Below are 23,991 nucleotides of genomic sequence, written 5' to 3' on the forward strand. Positions count from 1 at the left end.
CCTGCTGTCCCTGCTCGGCGTCGTCGTCGCCGAGATCTCCCTCACCGTCCTCGTCTACCGCGCCACCGGCTCCCCCCTGATGAGCGCGCTCACCTTCGCCCTCGGCTTCCTGCCGTACGCCCTCGGCGGCACCCTGCTCGCCCCGCTCGCCGACCGGTACCCCGCCCGGCGGGTGCTCGTCGGGTGCGACCTGCTGTGCGCCGCCTGCGCGGCCGGCATGGTCTGGCCGGGGACGCCGGTCGCGGGGATCCTCGTCCTGCGCTGCGCCATGGCCTTCGTGGCCCCCCTCTTCCAGGGCGCCCGCAGCGCCTCCCTCACCGAGATCCTCGGGACCGGTGAGGCCTTCGTGCTCGGCCGCTCGCTGCTGCGGATGGTCGCGCAGAGCGCCCAGCTCGCCGGTTTCGGCCTCGGCGGCCTGCTGCTGGCCGCCGTCTCCCCGCGCGCGGCCATCGCGCTGACCACCGCCGGGTTCCTGGCCTCGGCACTGCTGCTGCGCCTGGGGACCCGGGCCCGGCCCGCCCGCGCCGCCACCGGCCCCGCCGCCGGGCGCACGTCCCCGCTCGGCGGGCTGCGGGCCGTCCTGGGCGGGCGCCGGCTGCGGGCGCTCACCCTGCTGTGCTGGCTGCCGCCCGCCTTCGCCGTCGTGCCGGAGGCGCTGCTCGCCCCGTACACCGAGGACGTCGGCGCCGGGACCGTCACCCTCGGGGTGCTGATGTGCGCGCTGCCCGTCGGCACCGTCGCGGGTGAACTCTGGGCGGGGTCGGCGCTCACCGCCCGAACGCGTTCGCGGATCACGGCGCCGCTGGCCGCCGTCTCCCCGCTCCCGCTCCTGCTGTTCGCCGGCCGCCCCGGCCCGGCCGTGGTCCTGGCGGCGCTGCTGTTCGCCGGGCTGGCGCACGCCTACACCCTCGGGTTGGACCGGATGTACGTGGACGCCGTGCCCGACGAGCTGCGCGGACGGGCGATGACCCTGCTGAGCACGGGCCTGATGACCCTCCAGGGGGTCGGCATGGCCCTCGCCGGTGCCGCCGCCGAGTTCCTCCCGGCGCACGTCGTGGTCGCCGGGTCGGGTGCGCTCGGCAGCGGGGTCGTCGTACTGCTCCTGGCCGAGGTGCGGCGGTCGAGGAATGAGACGGGGCTCGCGGTGAAATGACCGCCCGGTAGGGTCTGGTGGATGCCCAAGCCGCTCAGCCTCCCCTTCGACCCCATCGCCCGCGCCGACGAGCTCTGGCGTCAGCGCTGGGGTCCCGTGCCGTCCATGGCGGCGATCACCTCCATCATGCGCGCGCACCAGATCCTGCTGGCCGAGGTCGACGCGGTGGTGAAGCCGTACGGGCTGACCTTCGCCCGGTACGAGGCGCTCGTGCTGCTCACCTTCTCCCAGGCGGGCGAGCTGCCGATGTCGAAGATCGGCGAGCGGTTGATGGTCCACCCGACCTCGGTGACGAACACCGTGGACCGGCTCGTGAAGTCCGGCCTGGTCGACAAGCGGCCCAACCCGCAGGACGGCCGCGGCACGCTCGCGTCGATCACGGCGAAGGGCCGCGAGGTGGTCGAGGCGGCGACGAAGGACCTGATGGCGATCGACTTCGGCCTCGGGGTGTACGACTCGGAGGAGTGTGCGGAGATCTTCGCACTGCTCCGCCCGCTGCGGGTGGCCGCCGCGGACTTCGAGGAGAAGTGAGCCCCGCGCCCGCGGGCGGGCCCGACGACGGGACCGACGACGGGCCCGCGTCAAGATCGCGCAAAACGGACGGTTAGGCTCGACGGCATGAAACGAAGCGTGCTGACCCGCTACCGCGTCATGGCCTACGTGACCGCGGTCATGCTCCTGATCCTCTGCGCCTGCATGGTGGCGAAGTACGGCTTCGACACCGGCGCCGGCCTGACCCTCGCGGTCTCGCAGGTCCACGGCGTGCTCTTCATGATCTACCTGGTCTTCGCCTTCGACCTGGGCTCCAAGGCCAAGTGGCCGTTCGGCAAGCTGCTGTGGGTGCTGGTCTCGGGGACCATCCCGCTGGCCGCCTTCTTCGTCGAGCGCGGCATCCGCGCCGAGGTCGAGCCGCTGGTCACCGACGGCATGGCGACCGCCGAGGCCTGAGCGGCGCTCGGGTCCAACTGGAACCGACCGGATCCACCGGATCCACCGGATCCAACCGGATCCGACCCGATCCGGACACCCCCGGGGAGACTCTCCGGGGGTTTGCCATCGACATTTACTAGGACGTCCTAGTAAATTCGTGGGTATGGACGCTGACGCCATCGAGGAGGGCCGCCGCCGCTGGCAGGCCCGTTACGACAAGGCCCGCAAGCGCGAGGCCGATTTCACGACGCTCTCCGGAGATGACGTCGACCCCGTCTACGGGCCCCGCCCCGGCGACTCCTACGAGGGGTTCGAGCGCATCGGCTGGCCGGGGGAGTACCCCTTCACCCGGGGTCTGCACGCCACCGGCTACCGCGGCCGGACCTGGACCATCCGGCAGTTCGCCGGCTTCGGCAACGCCGAGCAGACCAACGAGCGCTACAAGATGATCCTGGCCGCCGGCGGCGGCGGCCTCTCCGTCGCCTTCGACATGCCGACCCTGATGGGGCGCGACTCCGACGACCCGCGCTCGCTCGGCGAGGTCGGCCACTGCGGCGTCGCCATAGACTCCGCCGCCGACATGGAGGTCCTCTTCAAGGACATCCCGCTCGGCGACGTCACCACCTCCATGACCATCAGCGGCCCCGCCGTGCCCGCCTTCTGCATGTACCTGGTCGCCGCCGAGCGCCAGGGCGTCGACCCGGCCGTGCTCAACGGCACGCTCCAGACCGACATCTTCAAGGAGTACATCGCCCAGAAGGAGTGGCTCTTCGAACCCGAGCCGCACCTGCGCCTCATCGGCGACCTCATGGAGTACTGCGCGAACGGCATCCCCGCCTACAAGCCGCTCTCCGTCTCCGGCTACCACATCCGCGAGGCCGGGGCGACGGCCGCGCAGGAGCTCGCCTACACCCTGGCCGACGGCTTCGGCTACGTGGAACTCGGCCTCTCCCGCGGCCTGGACGTCGACCACTTCGCCTCCGGCCTCTCCTTCTTCTTCGACGCGCACCTCGACTTCTTCGAGGAGATCGCCAAGTTCCGCGCCGCCCGCCGCATCTGGGCCCGCTGGATGAAGGAGGTCTACGGGGCGAAGTCGGACAAGGCCATGTGGCTGCGCTTCCACACCCAGACCGCCGGCGTCTCCCTCACCGCGCAGCAGCCGTACAACAACGTCGTGCGCACCGCGGTCGAGGCCCTCGCGGCCGTCCTCGGCGGCACCAACTCCCTGCACACCAACGCCCTCGACGAGACCCTCGCCCTCCCCAGCGAGCAGGCCGCCGAGATCGCGCTGCGCACGCAGCAGGTGCTGATGGAGGAGACCGGCGTCGCCAACGTCGCCGACCCGCTGGGCGGTTCCTGGTACGTGGAGCAGCTCACCGACCGCATCGAGGCCGACGCCGAGAAGATCTTCGAGCAGATCAAGGAGCGCGGCCTGCGCGCCCACCCGGACGGCCGGCACCCCATCGGGCCGATCACCTCCGGCATCCTGCGCGGCATCGAGGACGGCTGGTTCACCGGCGAGATCGCCGAGTCGGCCTTCCAGTACCAGCGCTCCCTTGAGAAGGGCGACAAGCGGGTCGTCGGTGTCAACGTCCACCACGGCTCCGTCACCGGCGACCTGGAGATCCTGCGCGTCAGCCACGAGGTGGAGCGCGAGCAGGTCCGCGTCCTGGCCGCGCGCAAGGAGCGCCGCGACGACGCCAAGGTGACGGCCGCGCTGAAGGCGATGCTGGACGCCGCCCGGGACGGGTCGAACATGATCCCGGCCATGCTGGACGCGGTGCGCGCCGAGGCCACGCTCGGCGAGATCTGCAACGTCCTGCGCGACGAGTGGGGCGTCTACACCGAGCCGCCCGGCTTCTAGGCCCGGCCCCCGAAGTCCGGCGGAAGGCCGGTCGTGCCCGCCCCCGCGGCGGCGGGCACGACCGGCCTTCCCGCTTTCCCGTTCCCTGTTCCCCGTTTCCCGTTTCCCGTGTCCCGTTTTCCGCTCAGGAGCGGGCCGCGCCCTGGAGGCCGTGCATCAGGAGGGCGGTGAAGGAGCCCGCCCACAGTTCGTCCACCGGCTCGCAGCTCACCAGAGCCCGGTGCACCACCGTGCCCGCGATCACGTCGAAGATCAGGTCCGTGGTGTGGCGGGCCAGGCCCTCGTCCTCCTCGGGCGGGAGCTCGCCCCGGGCCTGGGCCCGTTCGCGGCCCAGTACGACGAGACGTTTCTGCCGGTCCACGATCGCCGACCGGATCCGGTCCCGCAGCGCCTCGTCCCGGGTGGACTCCGCGACCACCGCCATCAGGGCCGTACGGGCCTCCGGGCGCCGCAGCAGCCGCGCGAACTGGAGCACCACGTCCTCGATGTCGGCTTCGAGCGAGCCCCGGTCCGGCAGCTCCAGCTCGTCGAACAGCTCCGCGACGGCGTCAACGACCAGCTCGTTCTTGCCCGCCCAGCGCCGGTAGAGGGTGGTCTTGGCGACCCCGGCGCGGGCGGAGACGTCCCCCATCGTCAGCTTCGACCAGCCCAGCTCCACCAGCGCGTCCCGGGTCGCCGCGAGGATCGCGGTGTCGGCGGCCGCGCTGCGGGGCCGGCCGGTACGGCCGTGCGGGGAGCTGACACCGGGGCTGGGGTTGCGCATGGCCGAGACCATACCCGCCGGTAGCGGAACCGGCGGGGGGCTGTTCGCTGTGGTTCAGATCACGGGGCGCGCGGGCGCCGGGGGAGTTACGCTACGGCTCGTAGCGTAAGAGCGACAACCACGCGAAGCTACTGGCGCCAGGTGGGGACCCGGCGCCGACCAAACGAATAACGCACAACGCAGGACGATCTTTCGGGATCCTTTTCGTCGGCGCGCGCACAAGGGGGAGGATGTACGCATGCAGCCCAGAAACATGTCCATGAGCGGCGTGGTCGACCTCGCCGCTGTGAAGGCGGCCGGCGAAGCCAAGGCCAAGGCCGAGCAGGCGCGCAACGAGGCGGCCCGGCAGGCCGGCGGCAGCGCGGGCAGCGCGCCCGGCGGCGCCGTACCGCCGTCCGCCCTCGTTTTCGACGTATCCGAGGCGGGCTTCGAGCGCGACGTGCTCCAGCTCTCCAACGAGGTTCCGGTCGTCCTCGACTTCTGGGCCGAGTGGTGCGAGCCGTGCAAGCAGCTCGGCCCGCTGCTGGAGCGCCTCGCCGTCGAGGCCAACGGCCGTTTCGTACTGGCGAAGATCGACGTCGACGCCAACCAGATGCTGATGCAGCAGTTCGGCATCCAGGGCATCCCGGCGGTGTTCGCCGTGGTCGCCGGCCAGGTGCTGCCGCTGTTCCAGGGCGTGGCGCCCGAGCAGCAGATCCGCGAGACCCTGGCCCAGCTGGTCCAGGTCGCCGAGGAGCGCTTCGGGCTCGTCGGCCTCCAGGTCGACCCCGGCGCCGAGGGTGCTCCGGCGGCCCCCGCCGCGGCTCCGGCCGGTCCGTACGACGCGCTGCTGGAGGCGGCCGTCGCCGCGCTGGACGCGGGTGACCTGGCCGGCGCGGTGCAGGCGTACAAGAACGTACTGTCCGACGACCCGGCGAACACGGAGGCGAAGCTGGGCCTGGCCCAGGCCGAGCTGCTGTCCCGGGTGCAGCACATGGACCCGCAGACGGTGCGCGCCGAGGCGGCCGCGAACCCGAAGGACCCGGCCGCGCAGATGGCCGCGGCCGACCTGGACCTCGCGGGCGGCCACGTGGCCGACGCCTTCGGGCGTCTGGTGGACACGGTCAGGGTGACCTTCGGTGACGACCGGGACGCGGTACGGGTCCGGCTGCTGGAGCTGTTCGAGGTGATCGGCGCTGACGACCCGCGGGTCTCGCAGGCCCGTACGGCGCTGGCGCGCGTGCTGTTCTAGCCGTATCCGGCCGTATCCAGCCGCGCTCCGGTGGCGTCTGCCGCCACCGGCGATTTGTTGACACGGAGATAAACAGCGGCCGCGTTTTGCCAAAACTTGGCAATCGCGGCCGCTGTTACTCGCAGTAAATCGAACCCCGTGAACTGTCCGGTTGGTTCGCTCTTCACCCCTTCTGTCGTGGCCCAGGGTGACACCCTGTGTGGCCGTGCGATGCCGCCGGGCAAGACTCCGGTTATCCAGCCGTTACCCGCCAGTAACGAACCCCCTTGTGCCCCGGCCTGGAATGCACCACGATCGGCGACGCTCGGTCCTTCCCGCAGAACCGCTCACCCGGAACCGCGGCGGAGGGTCCCCACCGGGCCGGCCGGTGACAGTGGCACCGGCCGTGGACAGGGGGGTCCCTGCCGCACCGGCAGGGCCTGTCCTCCAGGTTGCGCGAACGCGTGGCCCAGTGGTTGTCGCTCGGGGGTGAACGCCGGTGTATCGGACGCGGCTGCGCCGCGGCTCGGCCGCCTGCGCTCCTTCCCGAGGACGTAGCACTTCTCCCATCCCAGGACGGGCCTCCCGGCCCGGACCGGAGATGTACGTCCGAGAAGGAGGAACAAGATGATTTCCCAGGTTCGTGGCGGGACCAGATGGAAGCGCTTCGCGCTCGTCATGGTGCCGAGCATCGCGGCCACCGCCGCGGTCGGTGTGGGTCTGGCGCAGGGTGCCCTCGCGGCGTCCTTCAGCGTGTCGGGCCAGGACTTCAAGGTGTCGGCCGACTCGCTCGTCGGTGACAACCTGATCCAGTACGGCAGCGTGGCCGAGGGCGCGACGCTGGGCGACCCCAACAAGAAGACCAAGCACCCGGTCACGATCTCCGGCTTCAGCCGCGCCGAGATCACCAACATGTGCCAGTCGCTGGTGACCCCGGTGCCGGGCCTCGGCGCCATCACCCTGCAGCTGCACACGGGCAACAAGGGCAAGCCGGCCGTCGCGGAGAACATCTACCTCGACGTCGCCGAGCTGGACGCGGACGCCAAGTTCGAGCAGCTCGACATCGGTGTCGCGGTGGGCGACGGCAGCCACGCCACCAAGCCGGTCCCCGGCACGGTGGCGGACGGCGGCCTGTTCTCGCAGCGGGCCAAGAAGGCCACGCTGACGAACGTCCGCCAGAAGGCGTGGGCGACGACGGCGGGCACCTTCACGCTGCCCGACCTCAAGCTCCGCCTGCTCAGCGGTGACAAGCCGTGCTACCAGGACGAGAAGTAGTCCCGTCCCGTGTGTGACTGACCGGACGGGCGGGCGGCCCAGCGGCCGGGCGCCCGTCCGGGCTCCACAGAGTTCTCCGTACCACCGTTTCCAGGGAGCTGTTGTCCATGAACCCCCAGGCCCCGGTTCACGCCGCAGACGATCACTGGCTCACTGTCATGCGCCTCCGCTTCCGTGCCTGGCGTGGTAACCGCCCCTTCTGGGCCGGACTGTTCACGCTCCTCGGCGGAGTACCGATCATCTACTTCCCGTTCGCGGACATCCGACTGGCCAACGTCACCCTCGCGATGGCGACGACGTCCGGATCCGTCTCGCTGATCCTGGGCGGCCTGCTGATCACGCTGGGCATAGGCCTCTGGTTCCAGCAGGGCATCCGGGTCTTCGCGGGCGTCGCGGCGATCCTCCTGGCCCTGGTGTCGATCCCGAAGTCCAACCTCGGCGGCTTCTTCATCGGCTTCCTCACCGCCATGGTCGGCGGGTGCCTCGCGCTGGCCTGGGCGCCGGGCGTCCCGGCGGAGGACGAGCCGGAGCAGACCGAGGCGACCGAGGTGCCGCCCGCGGACCCGTTCTACGGCGTCCCCGGCCCCCGTGACACGGAAACGGCGTACGCGACCGAGACGACTGGATACGCCGATGGCGGGAGGAACAGTGCGGGGTGACGAGACGCAGCGGGGCGTGGCCCCAGGCGCAGAGTCCCGTGAGAGAAGGGGCCCGCGCCACGCGGCGCCCAGGAAATCGCTGCTGAACAAGATCCAGATACCCGTCGGCAAGACGATGGCGCTCGCGGCGATGCCGACGGCGGTCCTCGTCGGGATGGGCATCGCCCCGAAGATGGCGCTGGCCGACGAGAAGGACATCCCCTTCGCGCCCGGTCCGTGCGTGACCCGGTCCGACGAGCCCACGAAGCCGGCCTCGCCGACTCCCACGCCGTCCACGTCCACATCCGCGTCCCCGTCCCCCTCGGCCTCCGCCTCACCCGGTGCGAGCCCGTCCCCGGGTGCGAGCAAGGCCCCGAAGCCGTCGGCGAGCCCGTCGGCCTCGGCCTCCACGTCCGCTCCCAAGCAGCCCCAGACCCCGAAGACGGGCACCTCCCCGTCCCCGTCGGCGTCGGCCCCGTCCGCCAAGCCGGCGAACCCGCTGGACCCGCTGGGCGTCGGCGACGCCCTCAAGGGCCTCGTGGACGGCCTCGGCAAGCCCCTCCAGGACGCGAAGCAGCCGGCCACCCCGGCGCCCGCGCCCAGCACGACCACGACCACCCCGACGAAGGACCCCTCCGCCGACGCGATCCGCGACGCCGCGAAGAAGGCCGGGGTCAAGGTCGAGGAGCTCCCGCAGAGCGTCAAGGACACGGCCACCAAGCCGAAGGACGAGACGGGCAAGGCGGCCAAGGACGCGGAGAAGGACGCCGACGGCGCCTCGCCGAGCCCTTCCCCGAGCACGTCGGCGACGACGGACCCGGACGGGAAGCAGCCCTTCCCCTGCCCGACCTTCGACGCCGAGGCCTTCGCCAACGCCAAGCTGGAGGGCGGCATCCCGCTCCTGCCGGACGAGCCCTGGTACCTGGACAGCTCGCTGCTGACCCTCTACGGCCTCGACTACGAGGGCATCGTGGAGGTGAAGACGGCGGGCGGCAAGGTCAAGAAGGTCCTGAAGTTCACGGCGGACTCGCTGGACATCAAGGACCTGTACCAGACGGTCGGCAAGGGCCCCAACATCGCCCACCTCAAGTCGCGCCCGGGCTCCACGTCCACGATCCGCGGCGCCAAGGTCACGATGTACACGGAGAGCCTCAAGGGCAACCTCTTCGGGCTCATCCCGGTCGAGTTCACCCCGAAGACCCCGCCACCCGTGAACGTCCCCTTCGCCTTCTTCACGAAGGTCAAGGTCGTCCAGGCCGGCCAGTTCGGCGGCAACCTCACCGTCCCGGGCCTGAAGAACTACATCGGCCCGGCGGAGAAGTAGTCCCGCACGCACTGAGGCCCGCTCCCCGGGAGGGAGCGGGCCTCAGCCGTGCCTGCGGTGCTCAGTCGTCGAGCCGGGGCAGGACCCTGGTGTCCATGCCGTACTCGTCGAAGATGTCCACCAGCGCCCGGGTCATGGCCTCCACGCCGGGCTCGCGGACGACCACCAGATCCCGCACCTGCAGGTAGGAACCGTCGGCGCACTCACCGGTGGCGGACCAGCGGTCCATGATCCTGGCGATCTCGGCGAGGGTCAGCAGCGTGGCGCTCCACTGCTTGCCGTCCGGCGCCGTGATGATCGCGTCGGTGTTCTCGACCGTCTCGGGCCGGTCATCGTCTCCGAGGACGTACGTGACGGAGAACCGGGCCGTATCCACGATGTGGAAGGGATCGTCATCCATACAGCTTCTTCAATTCCTTGATGACGTCGCGCTCGTGCTTCTTGTCCGTCATCGCGACGATATCGAAGCCGTCGCCGACCTGGCGGAAGAACACCCGCCCCCCGTTGCTGGCCCGCAGGTACATGACTCCCTTGGCTCCCTGCAGGTTGCTGGAGCCGATTCCTCCCTGGGTGACGCCGTTCCTGAGCTTGGCCTCGAGGTTGTTGAAGTCCTTGGCCACGTCCTGGTTCTTGGCGGAGTCCTGCAGCACCCTGTGGAAGTACGGGATGTCCTTGAAGGACTTGGTGAGGCAGATCTTCGGGGGTGCTGCCTTGGTGTTGAGCCCGGCCGCCGGAGCGCCTGCGGGGCCCGGACCCGCGCTCTTCGCGGCAACGCCCTGCGGTGCGGTTCCCTTCGCCGCACCGATGAGGCACTCCGCGACGGGCTGCCCCTTCTTGAGGGTGTCGAGCAGCTTCCGCATCCGCTCCAGGGTGAAACGGGCACGGTCGAGACCGTCCAGGAAGGTGTTGACGCCCTTGCCCACCTTGTAGATCACCTTGGCGACGGCCGGGATCTTGGACACCGCGACGCCGACCATCACGACGTTGACGAGCGTCCAGAGGCAGCTCTCGACGTCCCGCTGTCCGAAGCACTTCTTGGCGTCGGTGTAACCGAGTTCGTCGAGCAGGATCTGCCCGCCGATCTCGATCACCCAGTCGAGCACGTCCTTGCCGGCGAGCTCCTTGGCGGCACGGAACTCGTCGACGCACGACTGACCGCAGTTCGCGAGCAGCAGGGCCTCTTCGTCCTTCGAGAGGTCCGCGCCGGTGCTGGGCTTGGGAGCCTCGACGAGCGCCTTGCGCTGTTCTTCCTGTTCCTTGCGGAACTCCTCCTCGGCGCGGTCGGCGGCCGCGTCGGCCTCCTTGGCGTCCTGGTTGGCGTTCGCAGCGGCCTTTTCGGCGGCTGTCGCGTCCTTCTCCGACTGGGTGGCCGCCGCGTCGGCGGCGCTCGCGTCGCGGGTGGCGGCGTCGGCGGAGGCGTGGGCGTTGGCGGCGCTCTTCTCGGCCTCGGTGGCCTCGTCGTTCGCGCCGAGTGCGGCGTCGGAGGCGTCCTTCGAGGCGCTCTTCGCGAACATCGCGTCGGTGCCCGCCTGGGTGCTGTACTCCTTCGTCTTCTCGTCCGCCTTCTTGGCGGCGTCGGCGGCACGGGCGGCCTCCGCGGCCGAGGCGCGCGCGGCGGCCATCGACTTCAGTGCGGCCGCGGTGTCGGCGGCCGCCGCGGCGGCGGCCTGGGCGGCGAGCTTGGCGTCGCCGGAGGCCTTCTCCGCCAGGGCCTTCGCGGCCGCGGCGGCCTTGGTGGCCTCCTCGGCCTTCGCGGTTGCTGCTGCCGCCAGCTGCTCGGCGTGGGACTTGGCCGACTGTCCGACGAGCGCGGCGAAGGCGGCAGCGGAGTCCGTCTCGCGGTAGGCGGTACCCATCGCGATGGCGGTGTTGGCCGGCGCGATGGCCTGGGCCGCCGAGTCGCGTGCGGCGGAGGCCGCCTGGGAGGTGGCGTAGGCGTGACCGGCGGTCACCGCGGCCCACGCGGCCGTCTTGAGCGATTCCGCGCGGGCGGCAGCGGCGTCCTTGCTCGCCTGGAGCGAGGCGGCCTGGGCCTTCTTGGCCTCCGCCTCGGCCTTGGTCGCGTTGACCGAGGCCGCGTTGGCCGCCGCGATGGCGTCGGCCGCTGCGGCGTGGGAGGTCAGGGACGCGGCGAAGCTGGTCTGGTACGCGGACCAGGCCTTGTCAGCGGAAGCACGAGAGCGCTCGGCGGCGCCGTCCGCGCGGGTGGACGCGGCACGTGCGTTGACGGCGGCGGTCGATGCCTCACCGGCCGCCGCACGGGCACGATCGGCGGCGCCGGCCGCCGTGTTCGCGGCGGCCCGAGCGGCGGTCGCGGCCTCCCGGGTTTCCGCGGCCGCGGGGGTGCCGACGGCTGCCGCGGCAGCGGCTTCCAGCGCCGCGGCACGGGACGCCGTGGCGTTCTTCTCGACCTCGGCCGCCTCGGCCTTCTCCAGCGCCTCGGCGGCCTTTCCCTCGGCATCGAGGGCCAGCCCGAGGTTGTCGCTCGCGGTCTTCGCCTGCGACTCCGCCTCGGTGCGCGCCCGGCCCGCGGTCTCGCGTTCCGTCGCGGCGCGCTTCTCGGCCGCCTGGGCCTTCGCGCGTTCGTTGGCGGCGTTCTGCCGTTCCTTGACGGCGGTGGCCTTCTCCTTCTCGGCCATCGCGCGCTCCGTCTTCGCCGTGTCCGCCGCCTTGCGGGCGGTTTCCTGCGCGGCCTCCGCCGTGGCCTGTGCGGTCTTCGCCTTGGTGGCGTTCTCCGCGGCCTCCTTGGCCTGGGCGGCCGCCGACGTGGCGGCGGCCTTCGCCTGGGCGGCGGCCTCCTGCGCGGCGACGCGGCGGAACTCGGTGTTCAGGGCGTGCGACTGGGTCTGCGCCAGGGCGAACAGGGTGTTGCTGTCCGCGACGGTGGCCTTGGCGGCGTTCGACGCCGTCTCGGCGGCCTTCGCCGCGGCCTGGGCGGCGGCGGCCGAGGCCTTCGCGACCTGGACGGACTGCTGCGCGAAGAGCAGGCCCCGGCCCCGCGGGGTCTTGGCGGCGTCGGCGATGGCCCACGCCGCGTCCTGCGCGGTGTCGGCCTTCTCGGACGCCGTCTTGGCGGACGCGGCGGAGGCCGCCGCCTTCTTCGCCTGCTCGGCGGCCTTGGTGCGTGCCGTGGTCAGGTCCTTGGTGGCCTGGGTGAACACGGCCGCGGCGGGGCGGCCCGAGTCGTTGGCCGGCCGACCGGCCCAGTACTTCTGCCAGGTCAGGATCTGGTCGGCCAGCCACGCCTGGCCCAGCGCCTCGATCATGGCCTCGGTGGACTCGCGCACCTCGGCCGCGGCCGCGACCTCGGCGTTGACGATCTCGGCGCGCGGCTTCGCCTGTGCGGCGTACTCCTTCTCCCACTCCAGGTGCGCAGTGACGACGATCGGGGACATGACCCGGTAGAAGTCGAGAGGGTTGCGGCTGTCGCACGCGCCCCAGGCGACCTTCAGCGCCTCGACTTCGGTACGGAACTCGACCGAGTCCTCGGCCGGGGCCTTGGCCATGTAGCCGCCGAGCCGTAGGTAGCGGGCGATGTCGCTCGCCGTGGGCGTTCGGTAGTTGCCGCTCGACGCGTCCTTCAGCATCCAGTCGGTGACGAAGTCGTGGTTCGCGTCCTTGCCCTTGAGCTCGGCGGCGAGAGCCTTGGCCTTGTCGAGGGCGGCCTTCGAGGGCACGGCGTGGGCGTCGGAGCCCAACTGGTTGTACAGGTCCCGCTGGGGGCCCAGGGTGAAGGCGACGACGTCCTTGTCGAACTTGGGGGCGTACTGGTCGACGCCCGCGCCGGTGCCGGACTTCCAGTACGGGTAGTTGGCCTTCTCCCAGCGCTCCCGCCGCTCGGCCGAGGCCACCGGGGAGCCCTCGTACGAGTCGCGGTCCTTGATCCGGGCCTGGTCCAGCGGGTACATCCCGGTGGCGAGGTCGGTCGCGGTGGCCAGTTCGGCGGGGGTCCCGGTGAGGGCCTTGGCGGCCGTCTTCTTCATCTCGGGGCCGCCGATGTGCAGGGCGAAACCGCCCGCACAGCGGTCGAGGCGGGCCTGCTCGCCGAGGCTGATCGGGCGGTAGGGCGGGTCGGTGTCCGGCGGGACCTCGACCGCGCCGGCGGGTGCGGCCTGGATCAGGCCGACGAGGACCGCGGAGGCGGTGAGCAGGGCGGTGCCTGCCAGTCCGCGCCGCAGGGCGTCGCGGGAGGCGCGACTCCTGCTCCGCAGGAATGTGGTTCGTTGCACGTGCTTGTTGCCTGTCTTCAGGGGTTTTGGTCAGCCCGAAGGAAGGCGCGCGTACGTACGGCCGTGATCCGCGTATGGCGGCACGGCGGAGCAGAGATGGTCTTTCCCCCTGTGCACGGGTCAGGTGCACAACCCCGTTTGCCTTCCCCCAAGGCGGTTCGAGCGTTTCACGATCGGGTTACCGCCGGTAGTGCGTTTTCGGCCACGACAGCGTGGTTTCGGCCGGAACTACCGGCCGGTAGCCACAGGCAACGGAAAACACCGAGGGCGGCACCCCGGAAGTCCGGGATGCCGCCCTCGGTCTCTGTGCGGCAGAGTCGGGCTGTCAGGCGGGGGTGCCGCCGCCCAGGTGGTGGACGCGGACCATGTTGGTCGTGCCCGGGACGCCGGGGGGCGAGCCGGCCGTGATGATCATGGTGTCGCCCGGGTTGAAGCGCTGGAGCTTCAGGACCTCGCCGTCCACCAGGTCGACCATCGCGTCGGTGCTGTCGGCGTGCGGGACGACGGCCGACTCGACGCCCCAGCTCAGGGTGAGCTGGTTGCGGGTGTTCACGTCCGTCGTGAACGCCAGGATCGGCTGCGTGGCGCGGTAGCGCGACAGGCGGCGGGCGGTGTCGCCGGACTGGGTGAAGGCGACCAGGGCCTTGCCGTCGAGGAAGTCCGCGATCTCGCAGGCCGCGCGGGCGACGGAGCCGCCCTGGGTGCGCGGCTTCTTGCCCGGGACCAGCGGCTGGAGGCCCTTGGAGAGGAGCTCCTCCTCGGCCGCCGTGACGATCTTCGACATCGTCTTGACGGTCTCGATCGGGTAGGCGCCCACCGAGGACTCGGCGGAGAGCATGACCGCGTCGGCGCCGTCGAGGATGGCGTTGGCGACGTCGGACGCCTCCGCGCGGGTCGGGCGGGAGTTGGTGATCATCGACTCCATCATCTGGGTCGCGACGATCACCGGCTTGGCGTTGCGGCGGCACATCTCGATGAGCCGCTTCTGGACCATCGGGACCTTTTCGAGCGGGTACTCGACGGCCAGGTCGCCGCGGGCCACCATGACCGCGTCGAAGGCCGCGACGACGGCCTCCATGTTCTCGACGGCCTGGGGCTTCTCCACCTTGGCGATGACGGGGACCCGGCGGCCCTCCTCGTCCATGACGCGGTGGACGTCCTTGACGTCGTTGGCGTCGCGGACGAAGGAGAGGGCGACCATGTCGCAGCCCATGCGGAGGGCGAAGCGCAGGTCGTCGACGTCCTTCTCCGACAGGGCGGGGACGTTCACGGCGGCACCCGGCAGGTTGATGCCCTTGTGGTCCGAGATGACACCGCCCTCGATGACGATGGTCCTGACCCGCGGGCCGTCGACCTCGGTCACCCGGAGCTCGACGTTGCCGTCGTTGATCAGGATCTGGTCACCCTTGGCGACGTCGCCCGGGAGGCCCTTGTAGGTGGTGCCGCAGATGGACTTGTCGCCGGGGACGTCCTCGGTGGTGATGGTGAACTCGTCACCGCGCACCAGCTCGACGGGACCCTCGGCGAAGGTCTCCAGGCGGATCTTGGGGCCCTGGAGGTCGGCGAGGACGCCGACCGCGCGCCCGGTGTCCTCGGAGACCTTCCGGACGCGGTCGTACCGCTCCTGGTGTTCTGCCTGGGACCCGTGGCTGAAGTTGAATCGGGCCACGTTCATACCTGCCTCGATGAGTGCTTTCAGCTGCTCATACGAGTCGACGGCGGGGCCCAGCGTGCAGACGATTTTGGAACGGCGCATGACCGGATCCTATCCGTTTGTTTCGTAGCGGAATATTCCGTCTGGCGGAAAGTCCAAGTGACTACTGGGTAACCAACGCGTACGCCTGGGAGGCGATCTCCAGTTCCTCATCCGTGGGGACCACCGCCACCGCCACCCGCGCGTAGTCCGGGGAGATCAGCCGGGGCTCCGGGGAGCGCGCGGCGTTCGCCTCCAGGTCCAGCGCGAGGCCCAGCTCCTCCAGGCCGGCGATCGCGGCCTCCCGCACGGCGGAGGCGTTCTCGCCGACGCCCGCCGTGAACACCACCGCGTCCACCCGTCCCAGGACCGCCGTGTACGCGCCGATGTACTTCTTCAGACGGTGGACGTAGGCCGCCAGCGCGAGCCGGGCCGCCTCGTCGCCCTCGCCCGCGCGCCGCGTCACCTCGCGCATGTCGTTGTCGCCGCACAGACCCAGCAGACCGCTCTTCTTGTTGAGCAGCGAGTCGATCTCGTCGACGGAGAGACCGCCCACCCGCGCCAGGTGGAAGATCACGGCCGGGTCCAGGTCGCCGGAGCGGGTCCCCATGACCAGGCCCTCCAGCGGGGTCAGGCCCATGGAGGTCTCCACGCAGACCCCGCCCCGCACGGCCGAGGCGGAGGCGCCGTTGCCCAGGTGCAGGACGATGACGTTCACGTCCTCCACCGGCTTGCCCAGCAGCGCGGCCGCCGTGCGCGAGACGTAGGCGTGGGAGGTGCCGTGGAAGCCGTACCGCCGGATGGCGTACTTCTCGGCGGTCGCCGCGTCGATCGCGTACCGGGCCACGTGCTCCGGCATCGTCGAGTGGAAGGCGGTGTCGAAGACGGCCACCTGCGGCAGGTCCCCGCGCAGCTCGCGCGCCACCTCGATGCCGGTCACGTTCGCCGGGTTGTGCAGCGGGGCCAGCGGGATCAGGCTGCGGATCTCCGCGAGCACCTCGTCGTCGATGACCGTCGGCCGCGTGAAGCGGGTCCCGCCGTGCACCACCCGGTGGCCCACGGCCGCGAGTTCGGGGGAGTCCAGGCCCAGCCCGTCGGCCGCCAGCTCCGCCGCGACCGCCCGCAGGGCCGCGCCGTGGTCGGCGATCGGGCCGAGCCGCTCGCGCCTGCCGCCCTCGGCACCCGCCCCGGTGAACGGTTCGTGCACGAGGCGGGAGGTCTCCTCGCCGATGCGCTCCACCAGGCCGGCGGCGAGGCGGGAGCGGTCGGCCATGTCGAGCAGCTGGTACTTCACCGACGAGGAGCCGGAGTTGAGGACGAGTACGCGCGTTGCGGTCACGGTGGGGGGTCTCTCCTTCGGGTGGGGCGGGGGGATCACTGGGCCTGGGGCCGGGACTGCGACTGCGCCTGGATCGCGGTGATCGCCACGGTGGTGACGATGTCCTGGACGAGCGCGCCGCGCGAGAGGTCGTTGACCGGCTTGCGCAGGCCCTGGAGCACCGGGCCGACCGCGACGGCGCCGGCCGAACGCTGCACCGCCTTGTACGTGTTGTTGCCCGTGTTCAGGTCCGGGAAGATCAGCACGCTCGCCCGGCCGGCCACCTCGGAGCCGGGCAGCTTGGTCGCGGCGACCGAGGGCTCCACGGCGGCGTCGTACTGGATGGGGCCCTCGATGAGCAGGTCGGGACGCTGCGCGCGGACGGCCTCGGTGGCCTTGCGGACCTTCTCCACGTCCGCGCCGGAGCCGGAGGTGCCCGTGGAGTACGAGAGCATCGCGATCCGGGGGTCGACGCCGAAGGCCGCGGCCGTGGCCGCCGACTGCACGGCGATGTCGGCCAGCTGGGCGGCGTCGGGGTCCGGGTTGACGGCGCAGTCGCCGTAGACGAGGACCTGGTCGGCCAGGCACATGAAGAAGACGGAGGAGACGATCGAGGCCTCGGGCTTGGTCTTGATGATCTCGAAGGCGGGGCGGATGGTGGCGGCGGTGGAGTGCACCGAGCCGGAGACCATGCCGTCGGCCAGGCCCTCCTGGACCATCAGGGTGCCGAAGTAGTTGACGTCGGTGACCACGTCGTGGGCCAGCTCGACGGTCATGCCCTTGTGCGCGCGGGCCTTGGCGTAGTACTCGGCGAATCGTTCCCGCAGGGGGGAGGTCGCCGGGTCGATCAGCTGCGCGGCCGAGATGTCGACGCCCAGGTCGCCGGCCTTCTTCAGGATGGCCTGCTCCTCGCCCAGCAGGGTCAGGTCGCACACCCCCCGGCGCAGCACGACGTCCGCGGCGCGCAGCACCCGCTCCTCGGTTCCCTCGGGCAGCACCACGCGGCGCCGCTCGGAACGGGCCCGCTCCAGCAGCTCGTGCTCGAACATCATCGGGGTGACGCGCTCCGAGCGGGCCACCGACAGCAGCCCGCGCAGTTCGGCGGTGTCCACGTGCCGCTCGAAGAGGCCGAGCGCGGTCTCCAGCTTGCGCGGGGTCGCGGAGTTCAACCGGCTCTGCAGCGAGAAGAGTTCGGCGGCGGTCGGGAAGCTGTTGCCGGCCACCGAGACCACCGGGGTGCCGGGGGCGAGCTTCGAGGCCAGGGTGAGGACGTCAGCGGACGGGCGCTCGTTCAGGGTCAGCAGCACGCCCGCGATCGGCGGGGTGCCCGAGGCGTGCGCGGCGAGCGCCCCCACGACCAGGTCGGCCCGGTCGCCGGGGGTGACGACGAGGCAGCCGGGGGTCAGGGCGTTCAGGAAGTTGGGCAGCATGGCGCCGCCGAAGACGAAGTCCACGGCGTCGCGGGCGAGGCCGGCGTCGTCGCCGAGGAGCACCTCGCCGCCGAGCGCCCGGGTGATCTGGGCGACGGTGGGGGCGGACAGGTTCTTGTCGTCGGGCAGGACGTAGCAGGGCACGGGGAGGCGGGCGGCGAGCCGCTCGGCTATGGCGTCGCGGTCCTCGGGGGCCACCCGGTTGACGACCATCGCCACGACGTGGCAGCCCAGGCTCTCGTAGGCCCGGTGGGCGTTGCGCGCCTCGGCGCGCACGGCCTCGGCGGGCTGCTTGGCGCCGCCGAGGACGGGGACGACGACCGCGCCCAGCTCGTTGGCGAGGCGGGCGTTCAGCGCGAGCTCGTCGGGCAGGTTGGTCTCGGCGTAGTCGGTGCCGAGCACCAGCATGACCTCGTAGTCCCGGGCCACCCGGTGGTAGCGGTCGACGAGCCGGGAGACCAGCTCGTCGGTGCCCTTCTCGGCGAGGATGGCGGAGGCCTCGTGGTACTCCATGCCGTACGCCGTCGCGGCGTCCTGGTCGAGCCGGTAGCGGGCCCGCAGCAGGTCGAAGAGCCGGTCCGGCCCGTCGTGCAGCAGGGGGCGGTACACGCCGACCCGGCCCGTCTGGCGGGTCAGGAGCTCCATGATGCCCAGCTCGACGACCTGCCGGCCGTCTCCCCGCTCGATACCGGTCACGTACACGCTGCGCGTCACGCGTGCTCTCCGTCCCATGCAGTGGATGTCTTATTGGTGTGCCTCGACCTCTTGACAATACCTCCGCCAGTGGATACAGCGCCCCCGGGAAAAGGTCCGGGCCGGTGGGACGAAAGGCCTGGTGGGTGGAGCGGCGCCGAGCGCGCACCCCTCCCGGAACATGGAACAATCGGACAGGCGGCATCAAATACGCCCTTCATATGTACGGCAGGAGACACAGCACGATGCGTATCGGAGTTCTCACCGCAGGCGGCGACTGCCCGGGCCTGAACGCTGTCATCCGGTCGGTCGTACACCGTGCCCTGGTCGGACACGGGGACGAGGTCATCGGCTTCGAGGACGGCTTCAAGGGCCTCCTCGACGGCCACTACCGCCCCCTCGACATCAACGCCGTCAGCGGCATCCTGGCCCGCGGCGGCACGATCCTCGGCTCGGCGCGCATGGAGCGCGCGCGGCTGCACGAGGCCGCTGAGAACGCCCACGAGCTGGCGCTGCGTTACGGCATCGACGCGCTGATCCCGATCGGCGGCGAGGGCACCCTGACGGCGGCCCGGATGCTCGCGGACGCGGGGATGCCGGTGGTCGGCGTACCGAAGACCATCGACAACGACATCTCCTCCACCGACCGGACCTTCGGCTTCGACACCGCCGTCACGGTCGCCACCGAGGCCATCGACCGCCTCAAGACCACCGCCGAGTCCCACCAGCGCGTGATGGTGGTCGAGGTCATGGGTCGTCACGCGGGCTGGATCGCCCTGGAGTCCGGCATGGCGGGCGGCGCCCACGGCATCTGCCTGCCCGAGCGCCCCTTCGAGGTGGACGCCCTGGTGAAGATGGTGGAGGAACGGTTCGCCCGCGGGAAGAAGTTCGCCGTGATCTGCGTCGCCGAGGGCGCGCACCCGGCCGCCGGCTCCATGCCCTACGAGAAGGGCGCCATCGACCAGTACGGCCACGAGCGCTTCGCCGGCATCGGCAACCGGCTGGCCATCGAGCTGGAGCACCGCCTCGGCAAGGAGGCCCGGCCGGTCATCCTGGGCCACGTCCAGCGCGGCGGCGTCCCCACCGCCTACGACCGCGTCCTCGCCACCCGCTTCGGCTGGCACGCCGTCGAGGCCGTGCACCGCGGGGCGTTCGGCAACATGACCGCCCTGCGCGGCACCGACATCGTGATGGCCCCGCTGGCCGAGGCCGTCACCGAGCTCAAGACCGTCCCCGAGCACCGGATGTACGAGGCCGAGTCCGTCTTCTGACCGGGCGAACGGCCCGTCCCGCCGGGGCGGACGTCCCCGGTTCCCCGCCGGACGGCCCCGGCGCGGCGCGGCGCGTCAGGCGCCGCCGGCCAGGGCCCAGAAGCGGTCCGTGATCTCCGCGAGGAACTCCCGCCCCGCGTCGCCGGTGCCGGCCGCGCCCTCGGCGCCGCCCCAGCCGAGGGTGGCCACCATCCGCGACTGGTAGTCGTTGTAGAGGTGCTCCAGGACCCGCTCCAGGTGGGCCTTGGGCACCGGCAGCAGCTTGCCCAGCGGTTTCACGTAGGCCTGCCAGCGGGTGGTCGCCGCGCTGCGCAGCAGGTCGGCGAGCTCCTCGTGCTTGCCGGTGGCCGTCACGAACTGCGCCAGGCTCAGGCCGAGCACCGAGGCGAGGGCGGCGGACTGGCGTTCGTTGCCCTTCCAGCGCCCGCTCTCCTCCATCTTCCGGTACGCGTTCCCCTCGACCCCGATCCGGCGGGCCAGGTCCTCGGGGTCCAGGCCCCGGGCGATGCGGTGCTCCCGCAGGGTGACGGGCTCGGCCAGCAGCTCCCCGGGGGAGCACCAGAGCACGCCGGCGAGGGCCGTGAGCTCGGCGGAGGTGGGCGACTGCTCGCCCCGCTCCCAGGCCATCACGGTCTCTGGTGCGACGAGCAGTCCGTACTGGGCCCGCAGGCCGTAGGCGACGTGACCGGGCGCCATGCCCAGGGCCGCGCGCAGGCGACGCGCGGCGGGGGCATTGAAAGGGGGGCTGGAGTGCACAGGGCACACGGTAGGAGTGGCCAACCTTCGACGACTACAGACTATTCAAACAAGCCCATAACTCGTAGGAAAGTCCTATGGAGTTCATGACTTTGGGCGGTTTTCCCGGCGACTGTCCGGTAATCGGGCCATAGGAAGATCCATTTGTGGGCGTGGGGCCAGCGTACGGATCAGGCCACTCCATTTCAGGTGACCCGGGAGACCCGAAGAGTGATCCCGGTCACATGACGTGAACCGGTCCGGCCCGCCGTCCGTGATCCATGTCGGGGGCCCTCGCATACGGGGGTGGCGAGGGCCCCGCCCTTCCCTTGACGTCGGCGTCAAGGAATACGGTCGGGCCATGCGCATCGGCGAACTGGCGAGGCGGGCCGGGACCAGCACCCGGACGCTCAGGTACTACGAATCACGCGGACTGCTCACGGCCCGGCGGACCGGCAACGGCTACCGCGACTACGACGAGGACGACCTGCGCCTGCTGCGCCAGATCAGGACCCTCCAGGACTTCGGCTTCGAACTGGAGGAGACCCGGCCGTTCGTCGAATGCCTGCGCGCCGGCCACCCGGCCGGGGACGCCTGCCCGGCCTCGCTCGCGGTCTACCGCCGCAAGCTGGCCGAGCTGGACGGCCTGATCGGCCAGCTCGCCGACGTCCGAGACCAGGTCGCCCGCCAGCTGGCGGCGGCCGAGGAGGCCGCCGGGGACGCCGTGCCGCGCTGCGAGATGACCGGCTGAAGCGAACCGGCCGAAGAGGGCCGGCCGAAGAGGGCCGGCCGAAGAGGGCCGGCAGACGAGAGGGGAACGCAAATGATCCACGCCAAGGGTGTGGCCGAAGTGACCGACGCCGACTTCGAGGCGCGGGTGCTGGCCGAACGGGGCCGGCCCGTCCTGGTGGAGTTCACCGCGGACTGGTGCGGCCCGTGCCGCCAGCTCGCCCCGGTGCTCTCCGCCGTGGCCGCCGAGCGGGCGGACCGCCTCACGGTCGTCCAGATCGACGCGGACAGCAACCCCGGCACCGTCACGCGCTACGGGGTGCTGTCCATGCCGACCATGCTCCTCTTCCGCGACGGCGAGCCCGTCCGGCAGATCGTCGGCGCCCGCCCCAAGCGCCGGCTGCTTCAGGAGCTCGACGAGGCGCTCGCCCCCGTCACGGCCTGAGCCAGACCGTCGCCATCGGCGGGAGCGTCATCCGCAGGCTCGCCGCCCGCCCCTGGGCCGGAACCGGCTCCGGGCGCAGCGGCCGGCCGTGGTGGACGCCGCTCCCGCCGTACTCCTCCCGGTCGGTGTTGAGGACCTCCCGCCACAGCGGCACCTCCTCCGGCACCCCGAGCCGGTAGCCGTGCCGGACCACGGGGGAGAAGTTCGACACGCACAGCAGCTGCGAGCCGTCCTGCGCGTACCGCAGGAACGCGAACACGTTGTCCTCGGCGGCGTCCGCCTCCACCCACGCGAACCCCTCCGGTACCGCGTCCCGCTCCCACAGCGCGGGAGCCGCCGTGTACGCGCGGTTCAGGTCGCGCACCAGGTCCCGCACCCCCCGGTGGTCGCCGGCCGCCGGATAGGAGGAGTCCAGCAGCCACCAGTCCGGCCCGTACGCCTCCGACCACTCCGAGCCCTGCGCGAACTCCTGCCCCATGAAGAGCAGCTGCTTGCCCGGGTGGGCCCACATGAAGCCCAGGTACGCGCGGTGCGTGGCCCGCTGCTGCCACCAGTCGCCCGGCATCTTCGACACCAGCGAGCGCTTTCCGTGCACCACCTCGTCGTGCGAGATCGGCAGCACGTAGTTCTCGCTGAACGCGTACACCATCCCGAAGGTCATGTCGTGGTGGTGGTACTTGCGGTGCACCGGCTCCTTCGACACGTACCGCAGCGTGTCGTGCATCCAGCCCATGTTCCACTTCAGGCCGAAGCCCAGCCCGCCCGAGTCCGTCGGCCGCGTGACCCCGTTCCAGGCCGTCGACTCCTCAGCGATCGTCACCACCCCCGGACAGCGCCGGTAGACCACCGCGTTCATCTCCTGGAGCAGCGCCACGGCGTCCAGGTCCTCCCGGCCGCCGTGCTCGTTCGGCGACCAGTCGCCCTCGCCGCGCGAGTAGTCCAGGTACAGCATCGAGGCCACCGCGTCCACGCGCAGCCCGTCCACGTGGAACTCCTGGCACCAGTAGACGGCGTTGGCCACCAGGAAGTTGCGGACCTCCTTGCGCCCGTAGTCGAACTCCAGCGTCCCCCAGTCCGGGTGCGCGGCCCGGCGCGGGTCCTGGTGCTCGTACAGGGGCCGCCCGTCGAACTCGGCGAGCGCCCAGTCGTCGCGCGGGAAGTGCGCCGGCACCCAGTCGACGATCACCCCGATCCCGGCCCGGTGCAGCGAGTCCACCAGCAACCGGAAGTCGTCCGGGGTGCCCATCCGCGAGGTCGGCGCGTAGAAGCCGGTGACCTGGTAGCCCCAGGACCCGCCGAAGGGGTGCTCGGCGACCGGCATGAACTCCACGTGCGTGAAGCCGAGTTCCTTCACGTACGCCGGCAGCTGGTCGGCCAGCTGCCGGTACGTGAGCCCCGGCCGCCAGGACGCCAGGTGCAGCTCGTACACCGACAGCGGCGCCTGGTGCGGGGCGCGGGCACCGCGCGTGGCCATCCACTCGGCGTCCTGCCACACGAACCGCGAGGCCGTGACCACCGAGGCGTTCGCCGGCGGGACCTCCGCGTACTGCGCCATCGGGTCGGCGCGCAGGGTGTGGCTGCCGTCCGGGCGGGTGATGTCGTACTTGTACAGGGTGCCCTCGCCGACGCCCGGCAGGAACAGCTCCCACACCCCGCTCGCCCCGAGCGAGCGCATCGGGTAGGCCACCGAGTCCCAGTACGAGAAGTCCCCGGTGACCCGCACCCCCAGGGCGTTCGGCGCCCACACCGTGAAGCGCGTGCCGGCGACGCCCTGGTGCTCCATCGGCCGGGCGCCCAGCGCCGTCCACAGCTCCTCGTGGCGGCCCTCGCCGATCAGGTGCAGGTCCAGCTCCCCGAGGGCGGGCAGGAACCGGTACGGGTCGTGGACCTCGACCTCGTCGCTCTCGTACGTCACCAGGAGCCGGTAGTCCGGCACCCCGGTCAGCGGCAGCAGCCCGGAGAACAGCCCGTCCCCGTCGTCGAAGAGCTCGGCCCGCAGCCCCTTCGCCACGATGGTGACGGCCTTCGCGTACGGACGCAGCACCCGGAAGGCCACCCCGCCCCGCTGCGCGCGGGCGCCCAGCACCGAGTGCGGGTCGTGGTGGCGGCCCTCCAGCAGCCGGGCCCGTTCCCCCGCGTCCAGCGCGGGCGCCGGCCGGACGCCGTGCGGCGGGGCGGCGCGGCGGGCGCGTGGCGCGCGGGGCCGCTTCGCGGGTTCGGGTTCGGGGACTGCTGCGGCTTCCTCGCGGACGGTCGGTGCCGGCTGTCGTGCGGCGCTCACGCGAGCGGCC

General features: G+C 71.6%; 19 protein-coding genes. 11 read left to right on the forward strand and 8 right to left on the reverse strand.

The window, feature by feature from the left end; all coding sequences use genetic code 11:
• The 4 genes from SSNG_RS24675 to SSNG_RS24690 form a co-directional block, all read left to right on the forward strand.
• Positions 1-1,153 (forward strand): MFS transporter (locus SSNG_RS24675; RefSeq protein WP_063749906.1); only part of this gene is annotated, 1,153 nt, incomplete at its 5' end.
• A 21-nt stretch (positions 1,154-1,174) separates the two neighbouring features.
• A complete protein-coding gene (locus SSNG_RS24680) occupies positions 1,175-1,684 on the forward strand; it encodes a MarR family transcriptional regulator (protein WP_007266633.1) in 510 nt (169 codons plus the stop codon).
• Positions 1,685-1,771: 87 nt separating this feature from the next.
• Positions 1,772-2,101 (forward strand): DUF3817 domain-containing protein, encoded by a 330-nt coding sequence (locus tag SSNG_RS24685; RefSeq protein ID WP_007266634.1) that lies wholly within the window; start codon positions 1,772-1,774, stop codon positions 2,099-2,101.
• A 145-nt stretch (positions 2,102-2,246) separates the two neighbouring features.
• Positions 2,247-3,947 carry a methylmalonyl-CoA mutase family protein gene (locus SSNG_RS24690; RefSeq protein ID WP_007266635.1) on the forward strand — a complete coding sequence of 567 codons (1,701 nt, stop codon included), beginning with the start codon at positions 2,247-2,249 and terminating at the stop codon, positions 3,945-3,947.
• Between the two features lie 124 nt (positions 3,948-4,071).
• On the opposite strand, the gene SSNG_RS24695 is transcribed toward SSNG_RS24690, so the two are convergent.
• Entirely contained in the window at positions 4,072-4,710 is a 639-nt protein-coding gene (locus tag SSNG_RS24695; RefSeq protein WP_007266636.1) for a TetR/AcrR family transcriptional regulator, read from the reverse strand.
• A 238-nt stretch (positions 4,711-4,948) separates the two neighbouring features.
• On the opposite strand from SSNG_RS24695, the gene SSNG_RS24700 reads away from it, so the two are divergent.
• The 4 genes from SSNG_RS24700 (at position 4,949) to SSNG_RS24715 (ending at position 9,157) form a co-directional block, all read left to right on the forward strand.
• Entirely contained in the window at positions 4,949-5,941 is a 993-nt protein-coding gene (locus SSNG_RS24700) for a tetratricopeptide repeat protein (RefSeq protein WP_128637133.1), read from the forward strand.
• Positions 5,942-6,547: 606 nt separating this feature from the next.
• A complete protein-coding gene (locus tag SSNG_RS24705; protein ID WP_007266639.1) occupies positions 6,548-7,195 on the forward strand; it encodes a DUF6230 family protein in 648 nt (215 codons plus the stop codon).
• A 107-nt stretch (positions 7,196-7,302) separates the two neighbouring features.
• Complete coding sequence (locus SSNG_RS24710) at positions 7,303-7,854, forward strand: DUF6114 domain-containing protein (protein WP_007266640.1); 552 nt, start codon at positions 7,303-7,305, stop codon at positions 7,852-7,854.
• Positions 7,844-9,157, forward strand: a complete 1,314-nt coding sequence (locus tag SSNG_RS24715; protein ID WP_007266641.1) for a hypothetical protein — start codon at positions 7,844-7,846, stop codon at positions 9,155-9,157. The genes SSNG_RS24710 and SSNG_RS24715 overlap by 11 nt, the downstream gene beginning before the upstream one ends.
• Positions 9,158-9,218: 61 nt before the next feature.
• On the opposite strand, the gene SSNG_RS24720 is transcribed toward SSNG_RS24715, so the two are convergent.
• The 5 genes from SSNG_RS24720 to pta form a co-directional block, all read right to left on the reverse strand.
• The gene (locus tag SSNG_RS24720; RefSeq protein WP_007266642.1) at positions 9,219-9,557 is read right to left on the reverse strand and encodes a hypothetical protein; all 339 of its coding nucleotides are present in this window, start codon (positions 9,555-9,557) and stop codon (positions 9,219-9,221) included.
• On the reverse strand, positions 9,550-13,386 hold the full coding sequence (locus SSNG_RS44075) for a hypothetical protein (RefSeq protein ID WP_007266643.1): 3,837 nt from the start codon (positions 13,384-13,386) through the stop codon (positions 9,550-9,552). The genes SSNG_RS24720 and SSNG_RS44075 overlap by 8 nt, the downstream gene beginning before the upstream one ends.
• A gap of 325 nt (positions 13,387-13,711) precedes the next feature.
• A complete protein-coding gene (gene pyk, locus SSNG_RS24730; RefSeq protein WP_007266644.1) occupies positions 13,712-15,142 on the reverse strand; it encodes a pyruvate kinase in 1,431 nt (476 codons plus the stop codon).
• A gap of 61 nt (positions 15,143-15,203) precedes the next feature.
• Complete coding sequence (locus SSNG_RS24735; protein ID WP_007266645.1) at positions 15,204-16,418, reverse strand: acetate kinase; 1,215 nt, start codon at positions 16,416-16,418, stop codon at positions 15,204-15,206.
• A gap of 35 nt (positions 16,419-16,453) precedes the next feature.
• Entirely contained in the window at positions 16,454-18,541 is a 2,088-nt protein-coding gene (gene pta / locus SSNG_RS24740; RefSeq protein ID WP_007266646.1) for a phosphate acetyltransferase, read from the reverse strand.
• A 224-nt stretch (positions 18,542-18,765) separates the two neighbouring features.
• On the opposite strand from pta, the gene SSNG_RS24745 reads away from it, so the two are divergent.
• Complete coding sequence (locus tag SSNG_RS24745) at positions 18,766-19,791, forward strand: ATP-dependent 6-phosphofructokinase (protein ID WP_007266647.1); 1,026 nt, start codon at positions 18,766-18,768, stop codon at positions 19,789-19,791.
• A 75-nt stretch (positions 19,792-19,866) separates the two neighbouring features.
• Here the strand turns inward: SSNG_RS24745 and SSNG_RS24750 are convergent, their stop codons facing one another.
• Entirely contained in the window at positions 19,867-20,547 is a 681-nt protein-coding gene (locus SSNG_RS24750) for a helix-turn-helix domain-containing protein (protein ID WP_125596472.1), read from the reverse strand.
• Between the two features lie 340 nt (positions 20,548-20,887).
• On the opposite strand from SSNG_RS24750, the gene SSNG_RS24755 reads away from it, so the two are divergent.
• Positions 20,888-21,277 carry a MerR family transcriptional regulator gene (locus tag SSNG_RS24755; protein WP_007266649.1) on the forward strand — a complete coding sequence of 130 codons (390 nt, stop codon included), beginning with the start codon at positions 20,888-20,890 and terminating at the stop codon, positions 21,275-21,277.
• 72 nt (positions 21,278-21,349) lie between these two features.
• A complete protein-coding gene (locus tag SSNG_RS24760; RefSeq protein ID WP_007266650.1) occupies positions 21,350-21,700 on the forward strand; it encodes a thioredoxin domain-containing protein in 351 nt (116 codons plus the stop codon).
• On the opposite strand, the gene glgB is transcribed toward SSNG_RS24760, so the two are convergent.
• Positions 21,690-23,991, reverse strand: a 2,302-nt coding sequence (gene glgB / locus SSNG_RS24765) for a 1,4-alpha-glucan branching enzyme (protein WP_347232466.1), incomplete at its 5' end; no start/stop codon positions are given. The genes SSNG_RS24760 and glgB overlap by 11 nt on opposite strands.

The sequence above is a fragment of the Streptomyces sp. C genome (assembly GCF_000158895.1).
Taxonomy (GTDB): Bacteria; Actinomycetota; Actinomycetes; order Streptomycetales; family Streptomycetaceae; genus Streptomyces; species Streptomyces racemochromogenes.

Bases quoted from the DNA above. Each gene is read 5' to 3' on its own strand.
- pyk (WP_007266644.1), bottom strand. From the start codon at position 15,142: ATGCGCCGTTCCAAAATCGTCTGCACGCTGGGCCCCGCCGTCGACTCG.
- SSNG_RS24710 (WP_007266640.1), top strand. From the start codon at position 7,303: ATGAACCCCCAGGCCCCGGTTCACGCCGCAGACGATCACTGGCTCACT.
- SSNG_RS24760 (WP_007266650.1), top strand. From the start codon at position 21,350: ATGATCCACGCCAAGGGTGTGGCCGAAGTGACCGACGCCGACTTCGAG.
- SSNG_RS24680 (WP_007266633.1), top strand. From the start codon at position 1,175: ATGCCCAAGCCGCTCAGCCTCCCCTTCGACCCCATCGCCCGCGCCGAC.
- SSNG_RS24685 (WP_007266634.1), top strand. From the start codon at position 1,772: ATGAAACGAAGCGTGCTGACCCGCTACCGCGTCATGGCCTACGTGACC.
- SSNG_RS24705 (WP_007266639.1), top strand. From the start codon at position 6,548: ATGATTTCCCAGGTTCGTGGCGGGACCAGATGGAAGCGCTTCGCGCTC.
- SSNG_RS24720 (WP_007266642.1), bottom strand. From the start codon at position 9,557: ATGGATGACGATCCCTTCCACATCGTGGATACGGCCCGGTTCTCCGTC.
- SSNG_RS24755 (WP_007266649.1), top strand. From the start codon at position 20,888: ATGCGCATCGGCGAACTGGCGAGGCGGGCCGGGACCAGCACCCGGACG.
- SSNG_RS24700 (WP_128637133.1), top strand. From the start codon at position 4,949: ATGCAGCCCAGAAACATGTCCATGAGCGGCGTGGTCGACCTCGCCGCT.
- SSNG_RS24690 (WP_007266635.1), top strand. From the start codon at position 2,247: ATGGACGCTGACGCCATCGAGGAGGGCCGCCGCCGCTGGCAGGCCCGT.
- SSNG_RS24745 (WP_007266647.1), top strand. From the start codon at position 18,766: ATGCGTATCGGAGTTCTCACCGCAGGCGGCGACTGCCCGGGCCTGAAC.
- SSNG_RS24695 (WP_007266636.1), bottom strand. From the start codon at position 4,710: ATGCGCAACCCCAGCCCCGGTGTCAGCTCCCCGCACGGCCGTACCGGC.